At 61.6% G+C, this 23,302-nt stretch carries 22 protein-coding genes; 17 read left to right on the forward strand and 5 right to left on the reverse strand.

The genetic code is table 11. The annotated features are described in order from the left end of the window. Positions 1-43: 43 nt before the first annotated feature. The 4 genes from ntrC to glnA form a co-directional block, all read right to left on the reverse strand. Positions 44-1,462, reverse strand: a complete 1,419-nt coding sequence (ntrC, locus tag IV098_RS12080) for a nitrogen regulation protein NR(I) (RefSeq protein WP_296889424.1) — start codon at positions 1,460-1,462, stop codon at positions 44-46. A gap of 5 nt (positions 1,463-1,467) precedes the next feature. Next, positions 1,468-2,523 (reverse strand): nitrogen regulation protein NR(II), encoded by a 1,056-nt coding sequence (glnL, locus tag IV098_RS12085; RefSeq protein ID WP_296889426.1) that lies wholly within the window; start codon positions 2,521-2,523, stop codon positions 1,468-1,470. Positions 2,524-2,603: 80 nt separating this feature from the next. Beyond that, complete coding sequence (locus IV098_RS12090; RefSeq protein WP_296889427.1) at positions 2,604-3,080, reverse strand: DUF4124 domain-containing protein; 477 nt, start codon at positions 3,078-3,080, stop codon at positions 2,604-2,606. Between the two features lie 183 nt (positions 3,081-3,263). Continuing rightward, a complete protein-coding gene (gene glnA / locus IV098_RS12095) occupies positions 3,264-4,673 on the reverse strand; it encodes a type I glutamate--ammonia ligase (protein ID WP_296889428.1) in 1,410 nt (469 codons plus the stop codon). A 256-nt stretch (positions 4,674-4,929) separates the two neighbouring features. Here glnA and IV098_RS12100 point away from each other — a divergent pair, with 256 nt between their 5' ends. The 15 genes from IV098_RS12100 to IV098_RS12170 all read left to right on the forward strand — a co-directional run bounded on the left by IV098_RS12100 (position 4,930) and on the right by IV098_RS12170 (position 19,967). Further along, a complete protein-coding gene (locus IV098_RS12100; RefSeq protein WP_296889429.1) occupies positions 4,930-5,385 on the forward strand; it encodes a rhodanese-like domain-containing protein in 456 nt (151 codons plus the stop codon). Positions 5,386-5,437: 52 nt separating this feature from the next. Then, positions 5,438-6,232, forward strand: coding sequence for a shikimate dehydrogenase (gene aroE / locus IV098_RS12105; RefSeq protein ID WP_296889430.1), 795 nt, complete (start codon positions 5,438-5,440; stop codon positions 6,230-6,232). Next, the gene (mtgA, locus tag IV098_RS12110) at positions 6,229-6,927 is read left to right on the forward strand and encodes a monofunctional biosynthetic peptidoglycan transglycosylase (protein ID WP_296889431.1); all 699 of its coding nucleotides are present in this window, start codon (positions 6,229-6,231) and stop codon (positions 6,925-6,927) included. Before aroE ends, mtgA begins: the two co-directional genes overlap by 4 nt. Before the next feature lie 115 nt (positions 6,928-7,042). Further along, positions 7,043-8,353 (forward strand): dissimilatory-type sulfite reductase subunit alpha, encoded by a 1,311-nt coding sequence (dsrA, locus tag IV098_RS12115; RefSeq protein WP_296889432.1) that lies wholly within the window; start codon positions 7,043-7,045, stop codon positions 8,351-8,353. A gap of 38 nt (positions 8,354-8,391) precedes the next feature. Then, positions 8,392-8,736 carry a hypothetical protein gene (locus tag IV098_RS12120; protein ID WP_296889433.1) on the forward strand — a complete coding sequence of 115 codons (345 nt, stop codon included), beginning with the start codon at positions 8,392-8,394 and terminating at the stop codon, positions 8,734-8,736. 31 nt (positions 8,737-8,767) lie between these two features. Then, complete coding sequence (locus IV098_RS12125) at positions 8,768-9,178, forward strand: hypothetical protein (RefSeq protein ID WP_296889434.1); 411 nt, start codon at positions 8,768-8,770, stop codon at positions 9,176-9,178. A gap of 160 nt (positions 9,179-9,338) precedes the next feature. Beyond that, a complete protein-coding gene (gene fdnG / locus IV098_RS12130) occupies positions 9,339-12,410 on the forward strand; it encodes a formate dehydrogenase-N subunit alpha (protein WP_296889435.1) in 3,072 nt (1,023 codons plus the stop codon). A 9-nt stretch (positions 12,411-12,419) separates the two neighbouring features. Beyond that, positions 12,420-13,295 carry a formate dehydrogenase subunit beta gene (gene fdxH / locus IV098_RS12135; protein WP_296889436.1) on the forward strand — a complete coding sequence of 292 codons (876 nt, stop codon included), beginning with the start codon at positions 12,420-12,422 and terminating at the stop codon, positions 13,293-13,295. Further along, positions 13,292-13,909, forward strand: a complete 618-nt coding sequence (locus IV098_RS12140; RefSeq protein ID WP_296889437.1) for a formate dehydrogenase subunit gamma — start codon at positions 13,292-13,294, stop codon at positions 13,907-13,909. Before fdxH ends, IV098_RS12140 begins: the two co-directional genes overlap by 4 nt. 35 nt (positions 13,910-13,944) lie before the next feature. Continuing rightward, entirely contained in the window at positions 13,945-14,859 is a 915-nt protein-coding gene (gene fdhE / locus IV098_RS12145) for a formate dehydrogenase accessory protein FdhE (RefSeq protein WP_296889438.1), read from the forward strand. A 252-nt stretch (positions 14,860-15,111) separates the two neighbouring features. Continuing rightward, the gene (locus tag IV098_RS12150; protein WP_296889439.1) at positions 15,112-15,528 is read left to right on the forward strand and encodes an AF1514 family protein; all 417 of its coding nucleotides are present in this window, start codon (positions 15,112-15,114) and stop codon (positions 15,526-15,528) included. Between the two features lie 238 nt (positions 15,529-15,766). After that, the gene (locus IV098_RS12155; RefSeq protein ID WP_296889440.1) at positions 15,767-16,534 is read left to right on the forward strand and encodes an adenylyl-sulfate reductase; all 768 of its coding nucleotides are present in this window, start codon (positions 15,767-15,769) and stop codon (positions 16,532-16,534) included. Beyond that, entirely contained in the window at positions 16,513-16,974 is a 462-nt protein-coding gene (gene aprB, locus IV098_RS12160; protein WP_296889442.1) for an adenylyl-sulfate reductase subunit beta, read from the forward strand. Before IV098_RS12155 ends, aprB begins: the two co-directional genes overlap by 22 nt. Beyond that, complete coding sequence (gene aprA, locus IV098_RS12165; protein ID WP_296889444.1) at positions 16,971-18,815, forward strand: adenylyl-sulfate reductase subunit alpha; 1,845 nt, start codon at positions 16,971-16,973, stop codon at positions 18,813-18,815. Before aprB ends, aprA begins: the two co-directional genes overlap by 4 nt. Before the next feature lie 255 nt (positions 18,816-19,070). After that, complete coding sequence (locus IV098_RS12170; RefSeq protein WP_296889446.1) at positions 19,071-19,967, forward strand: FmdE family protein; 897 nt, start codon at positions 19,071-19,073, stop codon at positions 19,965-19,967. Positions 19,968-20,017: 50 nt separating this feature from the next. Here the strand turns inward: IV098_RS12170 and IV098_RS12175 are convergent, their stop codons facing one another. After that, on the reverse strand, positions 20,018-21,244 hold the full coding sequence (locus IV098_RS12175) for an MBL fold metallo-hydrolase (RefSeq protein WP_296889447.1): 1,227 nt from the start codon (positions 21,242-21,244) through the stop codon (positions 20,018-20,020). Positions 21,245-21,384: 140 nt separating this feature from the next. Here IV098_RS12175 and IV098_RS12180 point away from each other — a divergent pair, with 140 nt between their 5' ends. Then, the gene (locus IV098_RS12180) at positions 21,385-21,831 is read left to right on the forward strand and encodes an SUF system Fe-S cluster assembly regulator (protein ID WP_296889448.1); all 447 of its coding nucleotides are present in this window, start codon (positions 21,385-21,387) and stop codon (positions 21,829-21,831) included. Beyond that, positions 21,828-23,297 (forward strand): Fe-S cluster assembly protein SufB, encoded by a 1,470-nt coding sequence (gene sufB / locus IV098_RS12185; protein ID WP_296889449.1) that lies wholly within the window; start codon positions 21,828-21,830, stop codon positions 23,295-23,297. Before IV098_RS12180 ends, sufB begins: the two co-directional genes overlap by 4 nt. Positions 23,298-23,302: the final 5 nt, after the last annotated feature.

The following is a 23,302-nucleotide window of genomic DNA, read 5'->3' on the forward strand; positions in this document are numbered from 1 at the left end:
CGAAGTCGGCTTTTTTGTGGCCCTGCTGTCCTTCAGGCGGCGCTCATTTGCCTTCATCCGCACCGGCTTCGTGATCCATTCCCAGTTCGTGAATTTTCCGCGTCAGCGTATTGCGCCCCCAGCCCAACAAGTGGGCCGCCTCGATGCGTCGCCCTGCGGTATGCCTTAGCGCGACTTCGATCAAGGTCTTCTCATAAGCCTGGGTCAGGTCGTCCAGAATGGCCGCATCCCCACGCGCCAGACGCGCGCTGGCTTCGGAGGCCAGGCTTTGCAACCAGTCGCCGGTAGCCGGGCTGGCCGTGCTCAGCATCAGGTCGGCGGGCAAGTCCCCCACTTCAACGACTTGGCCTGGCGCCATCACGGTCAGGTAGTGGCTGACGTTTTCGAGCTGACGCACATTGCCGCTCCACGGTAGGCTCATCAGGGATTTAAGCGCCGCATCCGACATGCCCTTGGCTTCCATCCCCAGCTCGCGTGCACTTTTCTGCATGAAGTGACGCACCAGCAGCGGAATGTCTTCGCGCCGTTCGCGCAAAGCCGGCAAACGCAGGCGGATCACGTTGAGGCGGTGGAACAGGTCTTCGCGGAACAGGCCTTCGCGCACCCGCACTTCCAGATCCTGGTGGGTCGCGGCAATCACGCGTACGTTCACCTTGATCGGCGAATGGCCGCCTACCCGGTAGAACTGGCCATCCGACAACACCCGCAGCAAACGGGTTTGCAGTTCGGCAGGCATGTCGCCGATCTCGTCCAGAAACAGCGTGCCGCCGTCAGCCTGTTCGAACCGGCCGCGCCGTTGCGCCGCTGCGCCGGTGAACGCGCCGCGTTCATGGCCGAACAGTTCGGACTCCAGTAAATCCTTGGGAATGGCGGCGGTATTGAGTGCAATGAACGCCCCGCTGGCACGCGGGCTGTGGCGGTGCAGCGCCTGCGCCACCAGTTCCTTGCCGCTGCCGGATTCGCCCGTGATCAGCACGGTGGCATGCGAGTGTGCCAGCCGGCCGATGGCGCGGAACACCTCCTGCATGGCGGGCGCCTGACCGAGGATTTCAGGCGCTGGCACATCGCTCCCCTGCAGCACATCGCTGCTGGCGGTTTCAGCCAGCGCGCGCTGCACCAGTTCCAGCGCCTGGTCGACGTCAAACGGTTTCGGCAGATATTCGAACGCGCCGCCCTGAAATGCCGCCACCGCACTGTCGAGATCGGAATAGGCGGTCATGATGATGACCGGCACTTTGGGCAGGCGCTCCTTCAGTGCCTGCAGCAACTCCAGGCCGCTCGCCCCCGGCATGCGAATATCGGACAACACCACGGCTGGCTGACTGCGTTCCAGTTCGCGTAGCGCATCGCTCGCCGAATTGAAAACCATGCACGGAATATTCTCGCGCTGCATGGCTTTTTCGAGCACCCAACGAATGGAACGGTCGTCGTCAACAATCCAGACACAAGTAGATTTCGCCATGGGACTCAGGTGGGAAGTGGAAGAAAAATAGAAAAGACCGTGCAGCCCGGGCGACTTTCACAATCGATGGTGCCGTGGTTTTGCGCGACCAGCGTCTGCGACACGGCCAGGCCCAAACCACTGCCGCCTTCGCGCCCCGACACCAGCGGATAGAAAATCTGCCCGCGGATATCTTCCGGAATGCCGGGACCATCGTCGATGATGTCGATCCGCATGCCCAGTTGATTACGCCGGCTTTCCAGCGTGCTCTGCCGCGCCACCCGGGTTTTGAAAATGACCGTTCCCTGACCGTGCATGGCCTGGATCGCATTGCGCGCGATATTGAGCGTGGCCTGGATCAATTGCTCCACATCTGCACGAATCTCGGGCAGGCTGATGTCGTAATCGCGCCGCACAGTCATGGTGGGGGTTTCAGCCAGGACCAGACTACGCACCCTTTCAAGCACTTCGTGGATATTGACCGCACCAAAATGGGGCGTTCTGTGTGGTGTCAACAGGCGCTCCAGCAGCGACTGCAAGCGATCCGACTCCTTGATGATGACCTGGGTGTATTCGCGCAGCGACTCGCGTGGCAATTCATGTTCCAGCAATTGGGCCGCCCCACGGATACCGCCCAGCGGATTCTTGATTTCGTGCGCCAAATTGCGCAGCAGCTCGCGATTGGCCTCCTGCTGCATGCGCGCCTGCTCCAGGCGGGTAATCCGCAAATGCGGATCTACCGCGCGCATTTCGATCAGCAGCGTGTCGACGGGTTGTTCCAGCGGCGAAATGCTGCATCCGAGGCGGATAGGCGGATGCCCGCTTACGGCCACATCGATCTCGTACTCGATCACGGTTTCCTGCTGCGTACGCGCAGTCTGGGTCGCTGCCAGCAGCTCCGGACTCAGCTCGAACATCTGCCGGAATGCGCTACCGATCAAAAGCACGCCAGATATGCCGAGCAGCGTTTCGGTTGCCGGATTGACATAGCGGATATGGTCAGTCGCATCCAGCACCATCGCACCAGTCGACAGGCAATCGAGTCCTGAAAATTCACGGGGAGAGGGGGGCATCGTGCTCATGCAGTGAATCAAAGCACTGATTGTGCCAGCGTACCTGCGAAGACAGGTCGCCTCATTTTTACGGCAGAAAAGTACGCCAGCTATTTCAGGTTGGCCAGTTCCCGCTGGATGGATACCACGTTCTGCTCGTGTTGCTGCACGCTCTCGCGCAGACTCTTGACGCGATTCTGGTAGCTCGCGTCGGTCATGCGCTCACCCGGCGCCAGCCGCTCACCAAGGCTCAACTGACGACGCGCTTCGGCGGCATTCTTGCGCTCGCCATTGATCTCGTCCTGCAATACCTGGCGGCGGATATCGTCCCGGCGCTTCTGCGTGCCCGGGTCGATACGCGGGAAATCAGCCGGGCTGGGATTGGCGGAGGCCCGCTTGGACGATGCGGATTTGCCGCGCGATGGCAAGGCCTCGGGGCCGCCGGGAATGTCGATCCGCTTCGCCCCTTTTTTGTACACATCGGTGAACGTGACGTTGCCACTTTCATCGACGTATTTGTAGATTTCCGCCTGCGCGGGCGCAGCCAGAATCAGGTACAGCAAAAGGACAAAGGATGATTTCAACATGGCGGAGGAGTGTAGCGTACCCGCTTGGTAACGGCTAAAGCCATCGATTCTGAAGCAGCGGGCGCACGCGCCGCGGAATGGCGTGCCATAGAAAAGGGCAGCCGAAGCTGCCCTTTTTGCTGTTTGCACCCGACCGGAGTTATCAAGCCGCCTAAGCGTCGGCAACCCCGCTCCGAGCAGCCCTTACAGCGAGTAGTACATCGCAAATTCGACCGGGTGCGTGGTCATGCGGAACTTGGTGACTTCTTCATTTTTCAGCGTGATGTACGCGTCGATCATGTCGTTGGTGAACACGCCGCCACGGGTCAGGAACTCGCGATCCTTGTCGAGTTCGTCCAGCGCCATTTCCAGGCTGTGGCAGACCTTCGGAATCTTCGCATCCTCTTCCGGCGGCAGATCGTACAAATCCTTGTCCGACGGGTCGCCGGGATGGATCTTGTTCTGGATGCCGTCGAGGCCGGCCATCATCAGCGCAGCAAAGCACAGATACGGGTTGGCGGTCGGATCCGGGAAACGGGTCTCGATGCGGCGCGCCTTCTCGCTCGCAGCAATCGGGATGCGGATCGAGGCCGAACGGTTGCGCGCCGAGTAAGCCAGCATCACCGGCGCTTCAAAGCCGGGGACCAGACGCTTGTACGAGTTGGTCGACGGATTGGTGATGGCGTTCAGTGCCTTGGCGTGCTTGATGATGCCGCCAATGTAGTACAGGCACATCTCGGACAGGCCGGCGTAGCCATTGCCCGCGAACAGGTTTTTGCCGTCTTTCCACAGCGACTGGTGAACGTGCATGCCGGAACCGTTGTCGCCAACGATGGGCTTGGGCATGAAGGTCGCGGTCTTGCCGTAGGCGTGGGCGACGTTTTGCACGATGTATTTCAGCATCTGCGTCCAGTCGGCGCGCTTGGTCAGCGTGCTGAACACGGTGCCGATTTCGCACTGGCCAGCGGTAGCCACTTCGTGGTGGAACACTTCAACCGGGATGCCGGCTTCTTCCAGTGCCAGCACCATCGCGCCGCGGATGTCCTGCAGCGAATCAACCGGGGGCACCGGGAAGTAACCGCCCTTGATGCCGGGACGGTGGCCGGTATTGCCGTTCTCGAACTTCTCGGCGGACGACCAGGCGGCTTCTTCGGAATTGATCTGCACGCCACAGCCCGACATATTGTCGTGCCAGGTGATGGAATCAAAAATGAAGAACTCGGGTTCAGGACCAAAGTAGGCGGTGTCAGCGATGCCAGTCGACTTGAGGTAGGCCTCGGCGCGCTTGGCGACCGAACGCGGATCGCGCTCGTAGCCTTTGCCGTCGGACGGCTCGATCACATCGCACGTGAGGATCAGGGTGGATTCGTCGAAAAAAGGGTCGATCCAGGCCGAATCCGGGTCGGCGGAGAGCAGCATGTCGGAAGCCTGAATGCCTTTCCAGCCAGCGATCGACGAGCCATCGAACGGGTGGCCGTTTTCGAACCACTCGGCATCCACCAGGCGGGCGGGAATCGATACGTGCTGTTCCTTGCCACGGGTATCGGTAAAACGCAGATCAACGAATTTGACTTCATTGTCCTGAATCATTTTCATCACTTTGGCCACGGCCATGCTGAATCTCCTCAAGCTGAAAGTAAGTTGAACGACATATTTTGATATGTACGGGATGACCAATCAGCAGAAACCGTGCCACGCTTCAAAATATCTATCCGGCATTGTGCCACAAGGGCCAGCCACCACAACACACGCATCCGCACCCTGACGAGCGCACTGTTTTGTTGCGCAACGATAATAAGAGCACTATTTTGGTGCAGTGGCAGTGCGTTCAGGTTTGCATATACTGGTCGAAACAATCAGGATCTAAGCCATGGGACGCATTACCGAACTGCTCAACACGGCGCACGCACGCAGCCAGGCACAGAACTGGCCCTACATCGGCGCGTTGCTGCCACACGAAGCCCACGAGTTGTTGCAGCTGGCACCGGGTGCACGCCTCATTGACGTGCGCTCGCGCGCCGAACTGGAACTGACCGGCACGCTGCCGGGTGCCGTGCACGTGGAATGGCAATCGTGGCCCGGCTGGATGCTCAACCCGCATTTTTCCGTGCAGCTGGCGCAGGCAGTCGATCCGGAGTCGCTGCTGTTTTTCATCTGCCGCAACGGTCACCGCTCGCACCACGCCGCGATTGCCGGCACCGAGGCCGGCTTACGCCAGTGTTACAACGTGCAGGAAGGCTTCGAGGGCGATCTCGACAAAAACACGGGCCACCGCAACGCACTCAATGGCTGGAAGCAGCGCGGCCTGCCCTGGACACAAAGCTGATCCGTCTGCCCTCGACGCACTTTGGACCCGACGCGCTTTAGAATAGCGCGCCATGACTGACCGCTATGCTGTTTTCGGGCACCCCATCGCCCATTCCAAATCGCCGCTCATCCACGCCGCCTTCGCTCACCAGACCGGGCAGGACATGACGTATGAAGCCATCCTCGCGCCGCTGGATGGCTTTGCCGACAGCGTGGCGGCTTTTGTGGCGGCAGGCGGACGCGGCGCAAACGTGACGGTACCGTTCAAGGAAGCCGCGTTCAAAATGGCGCAGCGTCTGAGCCCGCGCGCCGAACGCGCCGGTGCGGTCAACACGTTGAGCTTCGCCGCCGACGGCATCTTCGGCGACAACACCGACGGTGCCGGACTGGTCGCCGATCTCACCCGCAACCTCAAGCGCACGCTCGCCGGCCAGCGCATCCTGCTGCTCGGCGCAGGCGGTGCGGCGCGCGGCGTGATCGAACCGCTGCTCGAGCAGCAGCCCGCCACACTGGTGATCGCCAACCGCACGCTCAGCCGTGCCGAGGAACTGGCAACGCTATTCGGCCACGGCATCCGCGCCGCCACGTTTGAAGCGACCGATAGGCCCTTCGATGTCGTCATCAACGCAACCGCCGCCAGTCTGGCGGGCGAACTGCCGCCGCTGTCTCCGCGCATTTTCGGTGCCGACACGCTGGCCTACGACATGATGTACGGCCACACACCCTTCCTCGATTTCGCGCGCGTCCACGGCGCCGCCACCGCCGACGGCCTCGGCATGCTGGTTGAGCAGGCAGCCGAGGCGTTTTATCTATGGCGCGGCGTGCGTCCCGATACCGCACCGGTCATCGCGAGCCTGCGCGCATGAAAACGGCATTACGCTGGCTCGGCAAAGGCGTCGCCGCGGCGATCGCACTGATCCTGCTGTACCAGTTGTGGATCTTCGCCCATGTGCTCTGGTGGATCGATCACAACCCCACTTCCACCGCCTTCATGGAAGCCGGGCTCGCGCGCCAGCAGGACAAAAATCCCGACGCCGAACTGCGCCACAAATGGGTGCCGTACGACCGCATTTCCAGCCACATGAAACGCGCCATCGTCGCTGCCGAAGATGCCAAATTCAACGAGCACGAAGGCTTCGACGTCGAGGGCATCGAAGCCGCCGTCAAAAAGAACCTGAAGAAAGGCCGGCTGGTCGCCGGCGGTTCCACCATCAGCCAGCAGCTCGCGAAGAACCTGTTCCTGTCCGGCGATCGCAGTTTCATCCGCAAGGGCCAGGAAGCCATCATCACCCTGATGATCGAAGCGACCTGGAGCAAGCGGCGGATCCTCGAGGTCTACCTCAACGTCATCGAGTGGGGCAACGGTATTTACGGCGTCGAAGCGGCGGCCCGCCGTTACTACAAAATCCCCGCCGCCAAGCTCAATCGCGACCAGGCCGCGCGCCTGGCTGCGATGGTGCCGAACCCGCGCTGGTACGAAAACCACCGCAACTCGCGAGGCTACCAGCGCCGCGTGGCGGTCATCAAGCGCTACATGGGCTACGCCCAGGTGCCGCGATAAGCCAGCGTTTTTAAAGGTTTTTTCGGGGCATATAGCCCATTTGGGTAATCCTGATAAAAACACTCGGGTATTGTCTAGACTGAAGCGTGACTTTCGAACTTGAAAGGATATCGCCATGACTACACGCACCCTGTACGACACCCCCCTGCTCGACCAGCTTGAAAGCGGCCCTTGGCCCAGCTTTGTCAGCGGCCTCAAACGTCTGGCCCGCGACAACGACATGATGGTCGATCTGATGGGCCAACTGGAAACCTCGTACGCAACCCGCAAAGGCTACTGGAAAGGCGGCACCGTCGGCGTGTTCGGTTACGGCGGCGGCATCATTCCGCGCTTCACCGAACTGAAGGACGAATCCGGCAAACCGCTGTTTCCCGAAGCCGCCGAATTCCACACCCTGCGCGTACAACCGCCGGCCGGTATGCATTACACCTCCGACCTGCTGCGCAGACTGTGCGATGTGTGGGTCAACAATGGCGGCTCCGGCCTGATCGCCTTCCACGGCCAGTCCGGCGACATCATGTTTCAGGGCGTCAGCACCGAGAACGTACAGCCGGTTTTCAACGGCCTCAACGCAATGGGCTTCGACCTCGGTGGCGCCGGGCCCGCGCTGCGCACCTCGATGTCCTGCGTCGGTTCGGCGCGTTGCGAGATGTCCTGCTTCGACGAGGCGCGCGCACTGCGTACCGTCATCAACAACAACCTCGACGACATGCACCGGCCGAGCCTGCCGTACAAGTTCAAGTTCAAGTTTTCCGGTTGCCCGAACGACTGCGTCAACGCCATCCAGCGTTCCGACATGGCCACCATCGGCACCTGGCGCGACAACATCCGCGTCAACGAAGCATTGGTACAGGACTACATGAAGGTCCACGGCATGCGCGATCTGGTCAATGACGTGGTCAAGAAGTGTCCAACCCAGGCAATCGATATCGTCCCCGAGGCGCAAGCGGACACAGCTAACCCGCACGTATCGGTGGCGCGTCTGGGGGACGGCAATGCGATGTGCATCGACAACAAGAACTGCGTGCGCTGCATGCATTGCCTCAACGTGATTCCCGGCGGCCTGCTGCCCGGCAAGGACAAAGGCGTGTCGATCCTGGTCGGTGGCAAGGGCGTGCTGAAAATCGGCGCGACCATGGGCAGCGTAATCATTCCGTTCATGAAACTGGAAAGCGACGAAGACTTCGAAGCGCTGAACGAACTGGCGCGCAACCTGCTCGATTTCTTCGCCGAAAACGCGCTCGATCACGAGCGCACCGGCGAGATGATCGAACGCATCGGGCTGGCCAATTTCCTCGAAGGCATGAACATCCCGGTCGATCCCAACATGATCAGCGCGCCGCGTTCCAACCCCTATTTCCGCGGCGACGACTGGGACGATCAGGTTGCCAAATGGGTGGAGTACAAGCAGCAGAAAGCAGCCTGATCGACGACTGGAGGGCGCAGCCCTCAAAGGAGCACACCATGCGCTTCAAGCACTTTTTCGCAGCTTTAGGTCTTGGCCTGCTGCTGGCCATTCCTGCCACCAGCCTGGGACAAGGCCGGGTCAGCATTACCGCCCCGGCAGACGGGGCCACACTCGACGCACTGGACGAAAACCGGCTGGTCTATGACGTCGACCCCGGACCGCGCGGCGATCACGTCCATGTCTATGTCGACACTCGCGAAGTGGGCATCCTGCGCAAACTCAAAGGCAGTTATCTGCTGGAAACCCCATCGACCGGCAAGCACACCTTATGCGTCAAAGTGGTGAACAAAGCGCATGTGCCCGTCGGCATCGAACAGTGCGTGCAGGTCACGGTGAAATAATTTTGGCGGAGCAGGCGCGGGAAATTCGATCATGGGCTCGGAAAACCTCGCCTATGCACTGATCCAGGTGGCGCATAACTTCGGCGCGGCCGCCGTGCTAGGAGGTGCGCTATTCACGCTATGGCCCACTTCCCGCCTGGAATACGGACGCACGTTTGCCTGGCTGATCCTGTGTGCCTGGGGTGTGCAAATCGCCAGCGGCGGATTATTCGGCGTCACCAGCCTTTACTACTACGGCGAGACTCCGGACTTGGGCCGAATCGCCCTGATCGCGCTCGCCGTCAAAGTGGTGGCGGCGATAACGGGATTCATGCTGGCCGCCATCTATCTCATGCGCGGAAAGACCTGGACCCGAGCCGGTGTCAGGCGCGGCTTCCAAAGCCTGGCCGCGCTGGCCGCCATCGCACTGACCGCGGCCGCCTTTCTGCGCTGGTTTTCGTAATCGGACACGTCGTGTGCGGCCGGAATGCCGCGAAGACGCAAGATTCAGGCGTGCGGATCATCAAGCGAATCCATAATCTGCTTGGCGTGCCCGTTTTTGTGTCTATAGTTTTTTTATGTTTTTTCTATAAATATGGATTCACAAGAACCGGAGGCGCGACATGCAAGTGACTCGGAGACAGTTTTTCAAAATCTGTGCGGCGGGAGCAGGCGGATCCAGCTTGGCAGTGCTGGGCTTCGCGCCCGATGAGGCACTGGCAGAAGTCCGCGAATTCAAGCTCGCCCGTGCCACCGAAACCCGCAATACCTGTCCCTACTGCTCGGTAGGTTGCGGCCTCCTGATGTACAGCCTGGGCGACAAGGCGAAGAACGCGCATGCCGAGATTATCCACATCGAGGGCGATCCCGACCATCCGGTGAACCGCGGCACGTTGTGCCCGAAGGGCGCCGGCCTGCTCGATTTCGTGCACAGCCCCAACCGCCTGAAATACCCGGAATACCGCGCGCCCGGCAGCAAGGAATGGCAGCGGATTTCCTGGGACGATGCGTTCAGCCGGATCGCCAAACTGATGAAGGCCGACCGCGACGCGAATTTCGAGGCCACCAACAAGGACGGCGCCACGGTCAACCGCTGGCTGACCACCGGCATGCTCGCCGCCTCGGCTTCCAGCAACGAAACCGGCTATTTGACCCACAAGGTCGCCCGCAGCCTGGGGATGCTCGCATTCGATAACCAAGCACGTGTTTGACACGGCCCCACGGTGGCAAGTCTTGCCCCGACGTTTGGCCGAGGAGCGATGACCAACCATTGGGTTGACATCAAGAACACGGACCTGGTTTTGATCATGGGCGGCAACGCCGCCGAGGCGCACCCGTGCGGCTTCAAATGGGTGACCGAAGCGAAGGCACACCGCAAGGCGCGCCTGATCGTGGTCGATCCGCGCTTTACCCGCTCGGCGGCGGTGTCGGATTTCTATGCGCCGATCCGCGCCGGATCGGACATCGCGTTCCTCGCCGGGATCATCAATTACCTGTTGTCGAACGACAAGATTCATCACGAATACGTGAACAGCTACACCGACTTCAGCTTCCTGGTGAACGACGCCTACACCTTCGAGAACGGCCTGTTCTCCGGCTACAACGCCGAGAAACGCAACTACGACAAGTCGACCTGGGGCTACCAGATCGGCGAGGACGGCTTTGCCAAAACCGACCCGACGCTGCAGCACCCGCGCTGCGTCTACCAGTTGATGAAGGCGCATTACAGCCGTTACACGCCGGACATGGTGTCCACCATCTGCGGCACGCCGAAGGAGGCTTTCCTCAAGGTGTGCCAGATGATCGCGGAAACCTCGGCGCCCAACAAGACCATGACCATCATGTATGCGCTGGGCTGGACGCAGCACTCGCAGGGCTCGCAGATGATCCGCACTGGCGCCATGGTGCAGCTGCTGCTCGGCAATATCGGCGTAGCGGGTGGCGGCATGAACGCGCTGCGCGGGCATTCCAACATCCAGGGCCTCACGGATCTGGGTCTGCTGTCCAATCTGCTGCCCGGTTACATGACGCTGCCGGGCGAGAAGGAGCTGGACTACGCGACCTATATCGACAAGCGCGCCACCAAGCCGCTGCGCCCCGGCCAGCTGAGCTACTGGCAGAACTACGGCAAGTTCCACGTCAGCACCATGAAGGCCTGGTTCGGCGACGCCGCCACCGTTGAAAACAACTGGTGTTTCGACTGGCTGCCCAAGCTCGACAAGCCGCACGACATCCTGCAGGTGTTCGAGGACATGAACAACGGTCAGGTCAACGGCTATGTCTGCCAGGGCTTCAACCCGCTGGCGTCGGCGCCGTGCAAGGTCAAGGTGTCGGGCGCCATGGCCAAGCTCAAGTTTCTTGTCACCATCGATCCGCTGGCCACCGAAACCTCCGAGTTCTGGCAGAACCACGGCGAATACAACGACGTCGATCCGGCCAAAATCCAGACCGAAGTGTTCCGCTTGCCATCGACCTGCTTCGCCGAAGAAGACGGCAGCCTGGTCAATTCCGGGCGCTGGCTGCAATGGCACTGGAAGGGCACGGAGCCGCCGGGCGATGCCAAATCGGATCAGGAAATCCTCGCCGGCATTTTCCTGAAGATTCGCGATCTGTATAAAAAGGACGGTGGCGCTTTCCCCGATCCCGTCCTCAACCTGACCTGGAAACACAAGATTCCGGCTTTCCCCTCGCCGGAAGAACTGGCGAAGGAGTTCTCCGGCAAGGCGCTGAGGGACGTGACCGATCCCAAGGACCCGACCAAGGTGCTGGTCAAGGCCGGCGAGCAGATCAACGGCTTTGCCGAACTGCGCGACGACGGCTCAACCGCCTGCGGCTGCTGGATCTTCGCCGGGGCCTGGAGCGAAAAGGGCAACCTGATGGCGCGGCGCGACAATTCCGATCCCTTCGGCATCGGCCAGACGCTCAACTGGGCCTTTGCCTGGCCGGCCAACCGCCGCATTCTGTATAACCGCGCCTCCTGCGATCCGGCCGGCAAGCCCTACGATCCGACGCGCAAGCTGATTGCCTGGGATGCCGGCGTAGGCAAGTGGACGGGCTCGGACATTCCCGACTTCAAGCCGGACTCGGCACCGGAAGAGGGCATGAACCCATTCATCATGAACCCCGAAGGCGTGGCGCGCTTCTTCGCCGTCGACAAGATGAACGACGGGCCTTTCCCGGAACACTACGAGCCTTTCGAGTCGCCGCTGGCGGCCAATCCCATGTCCCCGAACAACCCGGTGGCGCGGGCCTGTCCGGCCGCACGGGTATTCAAGGGAGACTGGGAAACCTTCGGCAAGCCGGACAAGTTCCCGTTCGTCGCGACCACCTACCGCCTCACCGAACATTTCCACTACTGGACCAAGCACGTGAAGTCCTCGGCCATCATCCAGCCGGAACAGTTCGTCGAAATCGGCGAGGAGCTGGCGAAGGAGAAAGGCATCGACTCCGGCGACCATGTGCGGGTGAAATCGAACCGCGGCTTCATCGTCGCGGTGGCCGTGGTAACCAAGCGCCTGATGAGCCTGACCGTGGGCGGCAAGAAAACCCACACGGTGGGCATTCCCATCCACTGGGGGTTTCTGGGCGTGGCGAAAAACGGCTACCTCACCAACACCCTGACCCCCTTCGTGGGCGACGCCAACACCCAGACGCCGGAGTTCAAGGCGTTCCTGGTGGACGTCGAGAAAGTCTAGGAGACGGCCATGGCACTGCAATCTCTCGACATCACGGCCCGCTCCGCCACCACCACGCCCTCCCCATCCGCACGCGGCGAAGCGGTCAAAGTGGCGAAACTCATCGACATTTCCAAATGCATCGGCTGCAAGGCCTGCCAGGTGGCGTGCATGCAGTGGAACGATCTGCGCGACGAGGTCGGCACCAATGTGGGGGTGTACGACAACCCGCGCGATCTCACCGACCAGTCGTGGACGGTCATGCGTTTTTCCGAAGTGGAAGTGGAGGCGGGCCGGCTGGAGTGGCTGATCCGCAAGGATGGCTGCATGCACTGCGCCGATCCGGGCTGTCTCAAGGCCTGCCCGGCGCCGGGCGCGATCGTGCAGTACGCGAACGGCATTGTGGATTTCCACGAGGAAAACTGCATCGGTTGCGGCTACTGCATCACCGGCTGTCCGTTCAACATCCCGCGCATCTCGAAGAAGGACAACAAGGCCTACAAGTGCACGTTGTGCTCCGACCGCGTGGCGGTGGGACTGGAGCCCGCCTGCGTGAAGATCTGTCCGACCGGAGCCATCGTGTTCGGCTCCAAGGACGACATGATTCACCACGCGGAGGGCCGCATCGAAGACCTCAAGGAGCGCGGCTACAGCAAGGCTGCGCTGTACGACCCGCCGGGTGTCGGCGGCACGCACGTGATGTATGTGCTGCAGCACGGCGACCAGCCCGAGTTGTACGCGAACCTGCCGAAGGACCCGCACATCAGCCCGCTGGTCGGATTGTGGAAAGGCATCACCAAACCCCTGATGAGTTTCGGCGTGGGTCTGGCGGTGTTCGCCGGCTTCTTCCACTACGTCACGGCGGGTCCCAAGAAAGTTGAGGATGAAGAGGAGGCGAAATCATGAACGCGCTCATTCAACGTTACACCGCCAGGGAGCGCAGCAACCACTGGGTAGTGGCCATCGCCTTCGTCCTCGCCGCGCTATCGGGGCTGGCGCTGTTCCATCCCGCCTTTTTCTTTCTGACCCACCTGTTCGGCGGCGGCACCTGGACGCGCATCCTGCATCCCTTCATCGGCGTGCTGATGTTCCTGTTCTTCATGGCGATGGCGGCGCGCTTCTGGGGGTTCAACCGCATCACGCCTGCCGACCGGCAGTGGATGAAACGCATCGGCGATGTGCTGTGCAACCGCGACCAGAACCTGCCCGAACTCGGCAAATACAACGCCGGGCAAAAACTGCTGTTCTGGGTGATGGTAGTGAGCCTTCCGCTGCTGCTGCTTTCCGGAATCGTGATCTGGCAGCCGTGGTTCGCGCCGTCCTTCCCTATCGGACTGCTGCGGCTGGCGGTGGTGATTCACGCACTGGCAGCCTGGGTCATGATTCTCGGCATCATCGTGCACGTCTACGCCGCGATCTGGGTCAAGGGCACGATCCGCGCGATGACGCGCGGCACCGTATCCGCGGCCTGGGCCAAGCACCATCACCGCGCCTGGTACCGCGAAATGACCGGCAAGTAATTCTCGGATCGCACACAAGGAATTCGCTAGCGCCCATGACCCCCACCCTCTTGCAACCCGGCCAGATCGAAGCGGCGGCCGGCCATATTCCCGAGTTGCGCTTGCCGCCCGTCGACCTTTTTCTGACGCGCGCCCGGCGGCTGGAGCAACTGTCCGAACGTCACACCCTGGACGACTACCTGCGCTTTATCGCCCGGCTCGCCCGCGCCCAGCAGGACAGACTGGACGCCTCGCCCGAGGAAGAATTGCCGAGCCCGGAACAACTGGCGCAATGCCGTGAATACCACATGCCGCCGCTGGCGCCGGCGGGCCTGACGCGGCCGCCCGGCTGGCGCGATACGGCCCGTCATCTGGCGCGTGCAATGCTGCCGGACTTGCCTGCGGCCGGTCAGGCTGCGCTGCAGCCCATTCTGGAAGGTGAAGATGCGTGGCTGGACGAGCAGGCCACCGGCCTGTTCGAAAGCGACCTGACCCGGTTGAATGCCGCCACCGCACCGCTGATCGGCGCGGCCTTGCAGGTGCATTGGGTGCGCCTTGCGCGACAGCTCGATCCCGTCCAGGTGGCGCGGCCCGAGCATCCCAATCTGTGCCCGGTATGCGGCTCGCATCCGGTCAGTTCGGTGGTGCGCATTGGCGGCGCCGAGAACGGCCTGCGCTACCTGCATTGCGCGCTATGCGCGTCGGAATGGCATGTGGTGCGTGCCAAGTGCAGCAATTGCGACAACACCCGCGGCATCGGTTACTACCATGTGGAGGGTGGCGACAACGTGGTGCGCGCCGAGAGCTGCCCGGAGTGCAAGACCTACCTGAAAATTGTCCAGCAGGACAAGGACCCGCTGGCCGATCCGGTCGCCGACGACCTCGCCACGCTGGCGCTCGACTGGCTGATGGACGATACCGGCTATGCCAAAAGCGGAATCAACTGGTATCTGGTTCAGGGCCAGCTCTAAACACGCCCGGCTGCGCCAATTGGCCGTTTTGTCCAGCGTTCACGGCATTCAGGCCCACTGCCTTCGATCCTGATTGCTTTGCCGGGCTCCTCGCGTACGGAACCGGCGCTTGTAAAAATCGCTACGGATTCAAAGCCTAATCCTGGCAATCTCGATACCTGATTGTTTTTGTCTGGTATTCACCTAAAAAAGAAATCTACCTGACAGGATTTTTGCCTGCAGCGTAGCAATCCGTTTTTCGGAGGTGACATCATGAAAAACATCCATGTCGATTATCAGGACGCAAGCCTGGACTTTCAGGGTGCGAGTTTCCTGGCCAAGAAGATCGCGTTTGAAAACGCGATACAGCAGCCCACCATCATGTCCTGGCACATACGCAGCAACGACAGCATGGCGCCTTACTACGAAGGCGCCAACCCGGATTCCTGGTGGGAAAAATACGGTGAAGGCAATGGCGGCAAGCTGGAAGTCAGTGTAGGGGACGAGTACGCATTCGTCATGATGGACACGAATGACTTCGAGACGGTGGGCCAGATGCCATTACGCAATCTGTCTGACGAGTCGGGCAACCAGTACCTGTGCTACACGCCGATATTGGGCCGGGTCACCAACAAGCCCAACGCCGAAGCGTGCATTGTGCTGGACGGCTGGCTGGCGGATCAGTACTGAGCCCGGGAATCCGGTGCTCAACCCCACCCGACGCAGACAAACCGAACGTCTGCGGGATGGGGAAATTGACACGGTTGCCACCTGGCAGCGTGAATTTGACGACCCGCGTTTCTGACACCTGACACCGGGACGGGCATTCCAGACCTGCCTCGCGCCTCGGAACAAGAAACGCGCTCGTCGCCAAAATGACAAGGCGTATCCGCCACTCCAGGGAGCCACCGGCTGGCATGGGAGCGTCATGATGATCACGGACAATCCGTTCCTCGCGGCAACAGAATTCCTGCCCCCGCATTTCTTGCAGGCTTACGTCGTTCTAATGATTCTGGCGGTGATCGCCGGGACGCTATTCGACCTGTATCACAAGCGCAGTGCGCAGTTCTTCGTGCAGCAGCGCGCGCAATCCAGCGCCGCCGCAACCCGCAGGCTCAGCGGCGCGGAGGTGGTGCGCATCGCGACACGAACGCTCGCGCACGACGTGGCGACGTTCGGCGAATTCTGCAACCCGAGCCGCAGGCGGTCGCATGTCCTGATGTTCTATGGCTTCGTGCTCTATCTCGTCACGACCGTCGTGATGGTTTTCGGCTATCCGGCGGACCCGCACACGCCGGCTGTCCTGCCGGTGCTGTGGAACATCGGCGTCGTGATGGTGCTGATCGGCGGCTACTGGTTTTTCTTCTTTCTCCGGGTCAACGTCGTGCACGACGGCCAGCCGCCCTGGCGTCTGGTGCGTGCCGACCTGTTCATCGTCTCGCTGCTGGCGAGCGTGAGCTTTGCCCTGCTGTTCGAACTGGGGGCGATGGCGGGCAACCCGACGGCAACGCGGATCCTCTTCGGCGCCTATCTCTTCTTCACCACGCTGCTGTTTGTGTCCGTGCCCTGGTCCAAGTTCGCCCACATGTTTTACAAGCCCGTGGTGGCATTCCAGCGAAGCATCGAGGAAGCCGACGGTTCATCCAGCCTGCCGGCGCCCACAGGAGACACGCGATGCCCACCTACACATACATGACGCGTTGCGACGGCTGCGGCGAGTGCGTGGACATCTGCCCGTCCGACATCATGCACATCGACCCGATACACAGGCGGTCGTACAACATCGAGCCCAATTTCTGCTGGGAGTGCTACGCATGCGTCAAGGCGTGCCCGCAGCATGCGATCGACGTGCGCGGCTACGCCGACTTCGCGCCGCTGGGCGCCCGCGTGCGGGTGCGGCGGGAAGAGGCCAGGGGAACCATTTCCTGGAAAATCCGCTACCGCGACGGCCGGCTCAAGGAATTCACCTTCCCGATCCGCACCACGCCCTGGGGGTCGATCAAGCCGCCCGCCGACTATGCACCCGCCGATGCGGACGCCCTCGTCTCGCCGCTGCTCGCGCACGAACCCGATGCGCTCATGGTGGCCGCGCTGCCCATGCTGCCGCCGTTAGAGTCCGAACAGGTGACGCCATGAGCCTGTTCTCGTCCAGAAAAACCCGCGTCGTCGACACCGACATTCTCGTCATCGGCGGCGGATTCGGCGGCTGCGGCGCCACCTACGAATCCCGCTACTGGGGACGCAACCTGAAGATCACCCTGGTCGAGAAAGCCAATATCGAGCGCAGCGGCGCGGTCGCCCACGGCCTGTCGGCGATCAATTGCTACATGGGCATGCGCTGGGGCGAAAACCAGCCGGAAGACTTCGTGCGCTACGCGCGCGGCGACCTGATGGGGCTGGTGCGCGAAGACCTGATATTCGATATCGCGCGCCATGTCGATTCCACCGTGCACAAGTTCGAGGAGTGGGGGCTGCCGATCATGCTGAACCCGGAGACCGGCCGCTACCAGCGGGAAGGCAAATGGCAGATCATGATCCACGGCGAGAGCTACAAGCCGATCATCGCCGAGGCCGCCCGCAAATCCGCCAGCGAAGTCTTCAACCGCATCATGGTGACGCACTTGCTGATGGACAAGACGCATCCCAGCCGGGTCGCCGGCGCGGTCGGCTTCAGCGTGCGCGACCGGCACTTTTACGTGTTCCGGGCAAAAGCTGTCATCGTCGCCGCCGGCGGCGCATCGCACATCTTCAGGCCCAGGTCGATCGGCGAAGGCGTCGGCCGCACCTGGTATGCCCCGTGGAGCAGCGCGTCGGCCTACGGCCTGGTGCTGCATGCCGGCGCCCGGATGATCCAGATGGAAAACCGCATCGTGCTCGCGCGCTTCAAGGACGGCTACGGCCCGGTCGGTGCCTGGTTCCTGCTGCTCAAGGCTTATGCCACCAACGCCTACGGCGTCAACTACGAAGCCGCGCGTCTCGATGAGATCAAGGCACTGGTCGGCCACTATGCGGAGACCACGCCGATCCCGACCTGCCTGCGCAATCACGCCATGCTGCAGGAAATCAAGGCCGGCAACGGCCCCATCTACATGCATACGCAGGAGGTGCTCGACAGCCGCGCGAAGGAGGAAATTGGCTGGGAGGACTTTCTCGACATGACCGTCGGCCAGGCCGTGGTGTGGGCCTCGCAGAACATTGACCCGAAGGAAAAACCGTCCGAGCTGATCACCTCCGAACCCTACGTCATGGGCTCGCACGCCACCTGTTCCGGCGCCTGGGCCAGCGGGCCGGAAGACTGCGCGCCCGCCGACTATCAGTGGGGCTACAACCGGATGACGACGGTGGAAGGCCTGTTCGGCGCCGGCGACACCATCGGCGGCTCCGCCCACAAGTTCTCGTCCGGCTCCTTCACCGAAGGCAGGCTCGCCGGCAAGGCCGCCATCCGCTATGTCATGGACTTGAAGGGCGAGCCGCCGCAGGTGGATGAAACGCAGATCAAACTGCTGGAGAAAACCATCTTCAAGCCGCTGGAAAACTACGCAGTGGGCCGCAACGAAATCGTCGCCGGCAGCGTCGCACCGAGCTACCTCACCCCGCTGCAGGGTTTGCAGCGGCTGGAAAAGCTCATGGACGAATACGCCGGCGGCATCAGCACCTTCTACGTCACCAGCGAACCGATGCTCAAGCGTGGACTCGAGCTACTGACCCTGCTGCGGGAAGACCTAGACCACCTCGGCGCCGAAGACATCCACCAGCTGCAGCGCGCCTGGGAACTCCAGCACCGGGTGTGGACCGCCGAAGCCGTGCTGCGGCACACGCTGTACCGCCAGGAGACCCGCTGGCCGGGCTATTACTATCGCGGCGACTTTCCGAAGCTGGACGATGGCGGGTGGCATGTTTTCACCGCATCGCAATACGACGCGAAAACCGGCGAGTGGCACATGAGCAAGCTGCCGGTGCACCACATCATTGCGTAGTGGGCGATGGGAAAATTGCGGCATCGCCATAACAAGGGCTGCTTGATTGGCAGCAAGTTCGTCGGGATGGCGGGGGCAATTTCACACAATCCAGATACTCACTAAGTCCGTCCAGTGCTCCAGTCTTTGCAGACGCTCAAGCTGATCTGCACCAGTCTGCTATACATGGAAAAGGGCAATAGAACTTGCAGTACCGCCAGTTTGGCGAGATATGCAGGGCTATCGGATTCCGATACACATGACTAGGGAGGGGGAATGAAAATCCTCATGCGCAAATATTTCAGGGACTTCTTGTTATCCGGTGGTCTGATTTTTCTGGCTGCTACCAGTGTCATAGCCGCAGAGCCCACCTACAAGGAGGGCGAATCGATCTTCATCGAAACTGGCGTGGAAGCACCGGATCGCAACCCGACCTGGTATGCATCCATGGTTGCCAAGCCTTATGCGCCGGTATTCGAAATGCTGGCCACTCAAGGTACACAGGGGCGTTACTACCCCTATACCTATCCGGCCACGCTGAAAGACCTGGTGCGCTTCCATGGCCACGACTGCGAGGGGACGACAACCGCCGCCAACTCCGCTTGGGTGGCATTCAAGATTCTGTTTCCAGACGGCATCATCGACCGCAGCGTACTCTGGGGTATCAGCGGCGAATCGCCCTGCTGGTCGGATGCGGTGGCTTTCCTTACCGGTGCGCGGCTGCAATACGGCAACTTGGGGTTCTTCAAGGACAAGCGCTACAGCCATGCCATCGTTCTCTATCGGGAAGACACGAAGGTTGCCGTGCTGGCGACGTGGAAGGAAGGGATCAACAACATCCCTGGCGAGCCGGTCATGCTGCCCGGCAAGGTGACCTGGCAGCCCAAGGTGACGATGAAGGACGTGGAAGCGCTCAAGGCAGTGGTGAAAAAGGCCGGGGGCAAACCGACGCCTTATCAGGTCGACCTCATGCGCTATCAGCAGTGGGCGCATATCAACGACATCCTCGAACACCCGCTTGAAGAAAGCTATCAGGCCAAGGTGATCGAGAACTTCAAATGGGAAGACTGGATTGACCCGGCCAAGACCCTCGCCAAGCCCCACGAGCGCAGCGACACGCGCCTGAAAAATTATCCTTATAGGGGCAACCCGATTGAGGCACCCGTGCAATAGCGGAATGAAAAGTATCTGGCTGAGCCAGATTTCTGCCCGAGCCCACGCTCCTACGCCGCCTTCCGCCGCCCCGCCTCGTGCTGCGAGAGCGCGCACCGGTTGCGCCCCAGTTCCAGTTCGCTGGCACGGGCTTCGTCCACCTGAAGCAGGCCGGTATTGATTCGCCGGATGTCGTCGTAGCTCGGCGGATGCTCCGGCAGGCTTGCCAAGATGTATGCGTTGAACGCGGCCTGTCCGCGGCCGAGCATGCGCAAGCCTTCGTTGTGGCTGCGCAGCGCACCGAGGCTGGCGCGGTAGCAGCCCTGCGCGTCTGCCTCGTGCATGTGGCTGAAGTGGGCGGGGAGCACGACGGTGTGATCTGGCAGGGCCAGCAGCCGTTGCAGCGAGCGGTATAGCAGCGGCGCCCAGGTTTTGGCGCGGCCACCGAGGTCGGGGCGGCCGATCGAGTTGATGAACAGCGTGTCGCCGCTCAACAGATAGCGCTCGTCCACCAGCAGGTTGACCATGCCGAGGGTATGACCGGGCAGATGCAGCACGCGCACGCTCACCTCGCCCAGCGTATGCACCGTTTCGTCTTCCAGATAGCGGAAGGGGAACGTCGCGGGCAGCAGGTCGTCGGGATGGATGCTGTCGTAGGGATGCAGCCGGTAATCCACCCGCAGTGCCTTGGCCAGCGCCACGCCGCCGCTGAGGTGGTCGGCCTGCAGATGGGTGTCGAACACGTCCGTGATGACCCAGCCCCGCTCGCCGGCGATCCGGGTGTAGAGATCGATGTGGCGCGCGGCATCGACCACCATGGCTTCGCCGCCGCTGGCCAGCATGTAGCTGAGACAGCCGCGGGCCGGACGGCTGATCTGCAGGATGGTGAGCTGCGGACTGTCTTCCACCACGCGCATGGCGTAGTGGTCGCCCCAGGCCGCCATTCCGCCTTGCAGGTTGACTGCCTGATAGCCGAGCCGACGCAGGCCTTCGGCCACGTGGCTCGAGGTGTTGCCCTCGGCGCATACCGCCAGAATAGTGGCGTCCCGGGGTAACTTGTTCTGCAATTGCAGCGGAACGGCGCGGACAACCGCTGCGGCGATGTCTTCGTCGGCTTCGTTCAGGTCCAGCAGGTCGAAGTAGGGCATGTTGAGGGTCTGGATCGGCACCTTGCCTTCGATACGCCAGACATCGAATTCGTCCCGGTTGCGTACGTCGAGGATGGCGAACCGGCTGCCCTCTTCCAGATGATGGAGCAACTCCGCCGGGCTCCAAACGGTTTGTTTGAGTGGGGTCATGTCAGCCTCCAGTTCGTGTAGGGCGCCTCAATGGATTTGATCTGCGTTTGCCGGACTTGATCCCTTCGCGATCTTGATTCACCCAGAATCTGAACTAAACAGTACCTATATAGTCCTATTTTCAGATTTCAGGAGCCGACATGTTGCGCATCGCCAAACTCACCGATTACGCCACCGTGTTGATGGTGCGGCTGGCGCGCGAACCGGCGCGCTGTTTCAGTGCAGTACAGCTGTCCGACGAGCTGGGTTTGCCCCTGCCGACCGTGTCCAAGCTATTGAAGCGTCTATTGCAAGCTGGACTGCTCACCAGCATGCGCGGTGCAGGGGGCGGCTATAGCCTGGCCCACGCGCCGCGTGCGGTGTCGGTAGCCGATGTGGTGAGCGCGATCGAGGGCCCGGTGGCGCTGACGGAATGTTCGCTCGGCAAGGGCAGCTGTTCGCTGGAGAAAAACTGCGCGACGCGCGCCAACTGGCAACTGATCAGCCGCGCAGTGCGGGTGGCGCTGGAAGCGGTCAGTCTGGCCGACATGGCGCTGCCGCGCATGCAGTCGATCCGGATGCCGGGTTTACAGGAGAAAACACGATGAACCATGCCGAAGTCCGCCGCGCTGAAACGCGCAACCCCGAGGTCGCGCAGCGCGTCACCGACGAATACCGCTGGGGCTTCGTCACCGATATCGAGCAAGAGACGGTGCCCAAGGGGCTGAACGAAGACGTCATCCGCCTGATCTCGGCGAAGAAGAACGAGCCCGAATTCATGCTGGAGTGGCGGCTGACGGCCTATCGCCACTGGCTGACGCTGCGCGAGCCAGCGTGGTCGACCGTGCACCATCCGCCGATCGACTACCAGGCCATCCACTATTACGCCGCACCGAAAACGCGCACGCAGCCGAAGAATCTGTCCGAAGTCGATCCGGAGTTGTTGCGCACCTACGAAAAGCTCGGCATCCCGCTGCAGGAACGCGAAGCGCTGGCCGGCGTGGCGGTGGACGCGGTGTTCGACTCGGTGTCGGTCGCCACCACCTTCAAGGACAAGCTGGAGAGCCTGGGCATCATTTTCTGCCCGTTCTCCGAAGCGGTGCAGAAGCATTCCGGGCTGGTGCGCGAATACCTCGGCTCGGTGGTGCCCTACACCGACAACTATTTCGCTACGCTCAACTCGGCGGTGTTCACCGATGGCTCGTTTGTCTACGTGCCCAAAGGCGTGCGTTGCCCGATGGAGCTGTCGACCTATTTCCGCATCAACGCGAAGAACTCCGGACAGTTCGAGCGCACCCTCATCATCGCCGATGAAGGCGCGAGCGTGAGCTACCTGGAAGGCTGCACTGCGCCGATGCGCGACGAGAACCAGTTGCATGCGGCAGTGGTAGAACTGGTGGCGCTAAAGGACGCCCGCATCAAGTATTCCACCGTGCAGAACTGGTATCCCGGCGACCGCGAGGGGCGTGGCGGAATCTACAACTTCGTGACCAAGCGCGGCGACTGCCGCGGCGACCGCGCGCACATTTCGTGGACCCAGGTCGAGACCGGATCGGCCATCACCTGGAAGTACCCGAGCTGCATCCTGCGCGGCGACGACAGCGTCGGCGAGTTCTATTCGGTGGCGCTGACCAACCATCGCCAGCAGGCCGACACCGGCACCAAGATGATCCACATCGGCAAGAACAGCCGCAGCACCATCGTGTCGAAAGGCATTTCAGCGGGTTTCGGCAGCAACGCCTATCGCGGCCTGGTGAAGGTGTTGCCGGGCGCGGCCAACGCGCGCAATCACACCCAGTGCGATTCGCTGCTGATGAGCGACCACTGCGCCGCCCACACCTTTCCGTATATCGAGGTGAAGAACCCGACTGCCACGGTGGAACACGAAGCCACCACCAGCAAGATCGGCGACGACCAGCTGTTCTACCTGCGCAGCCGCGGCTTGAGCGAGGAAGACGCGGTGAACCTGATCGTCAACGGCTTCTGCAAGGAAGTGTTCAAGGAGCTGCCGATGGAGTTCGCGGTGGAAGCGCAGAAGCTGCTGGCGGTGAGTCTGGAAGGGGCGATTGGCTAAGGAGA

Source organism: Thiobacillus sp. (assembly GCF_018780105.1).
In the GTDB taxonomy this organism is placed as follows: domain Bacteria; phylum Pseudomonadota; class Gammaproteobacteria; order Burkholderiales; family Thiobacillaceae; genus Thiobacillus.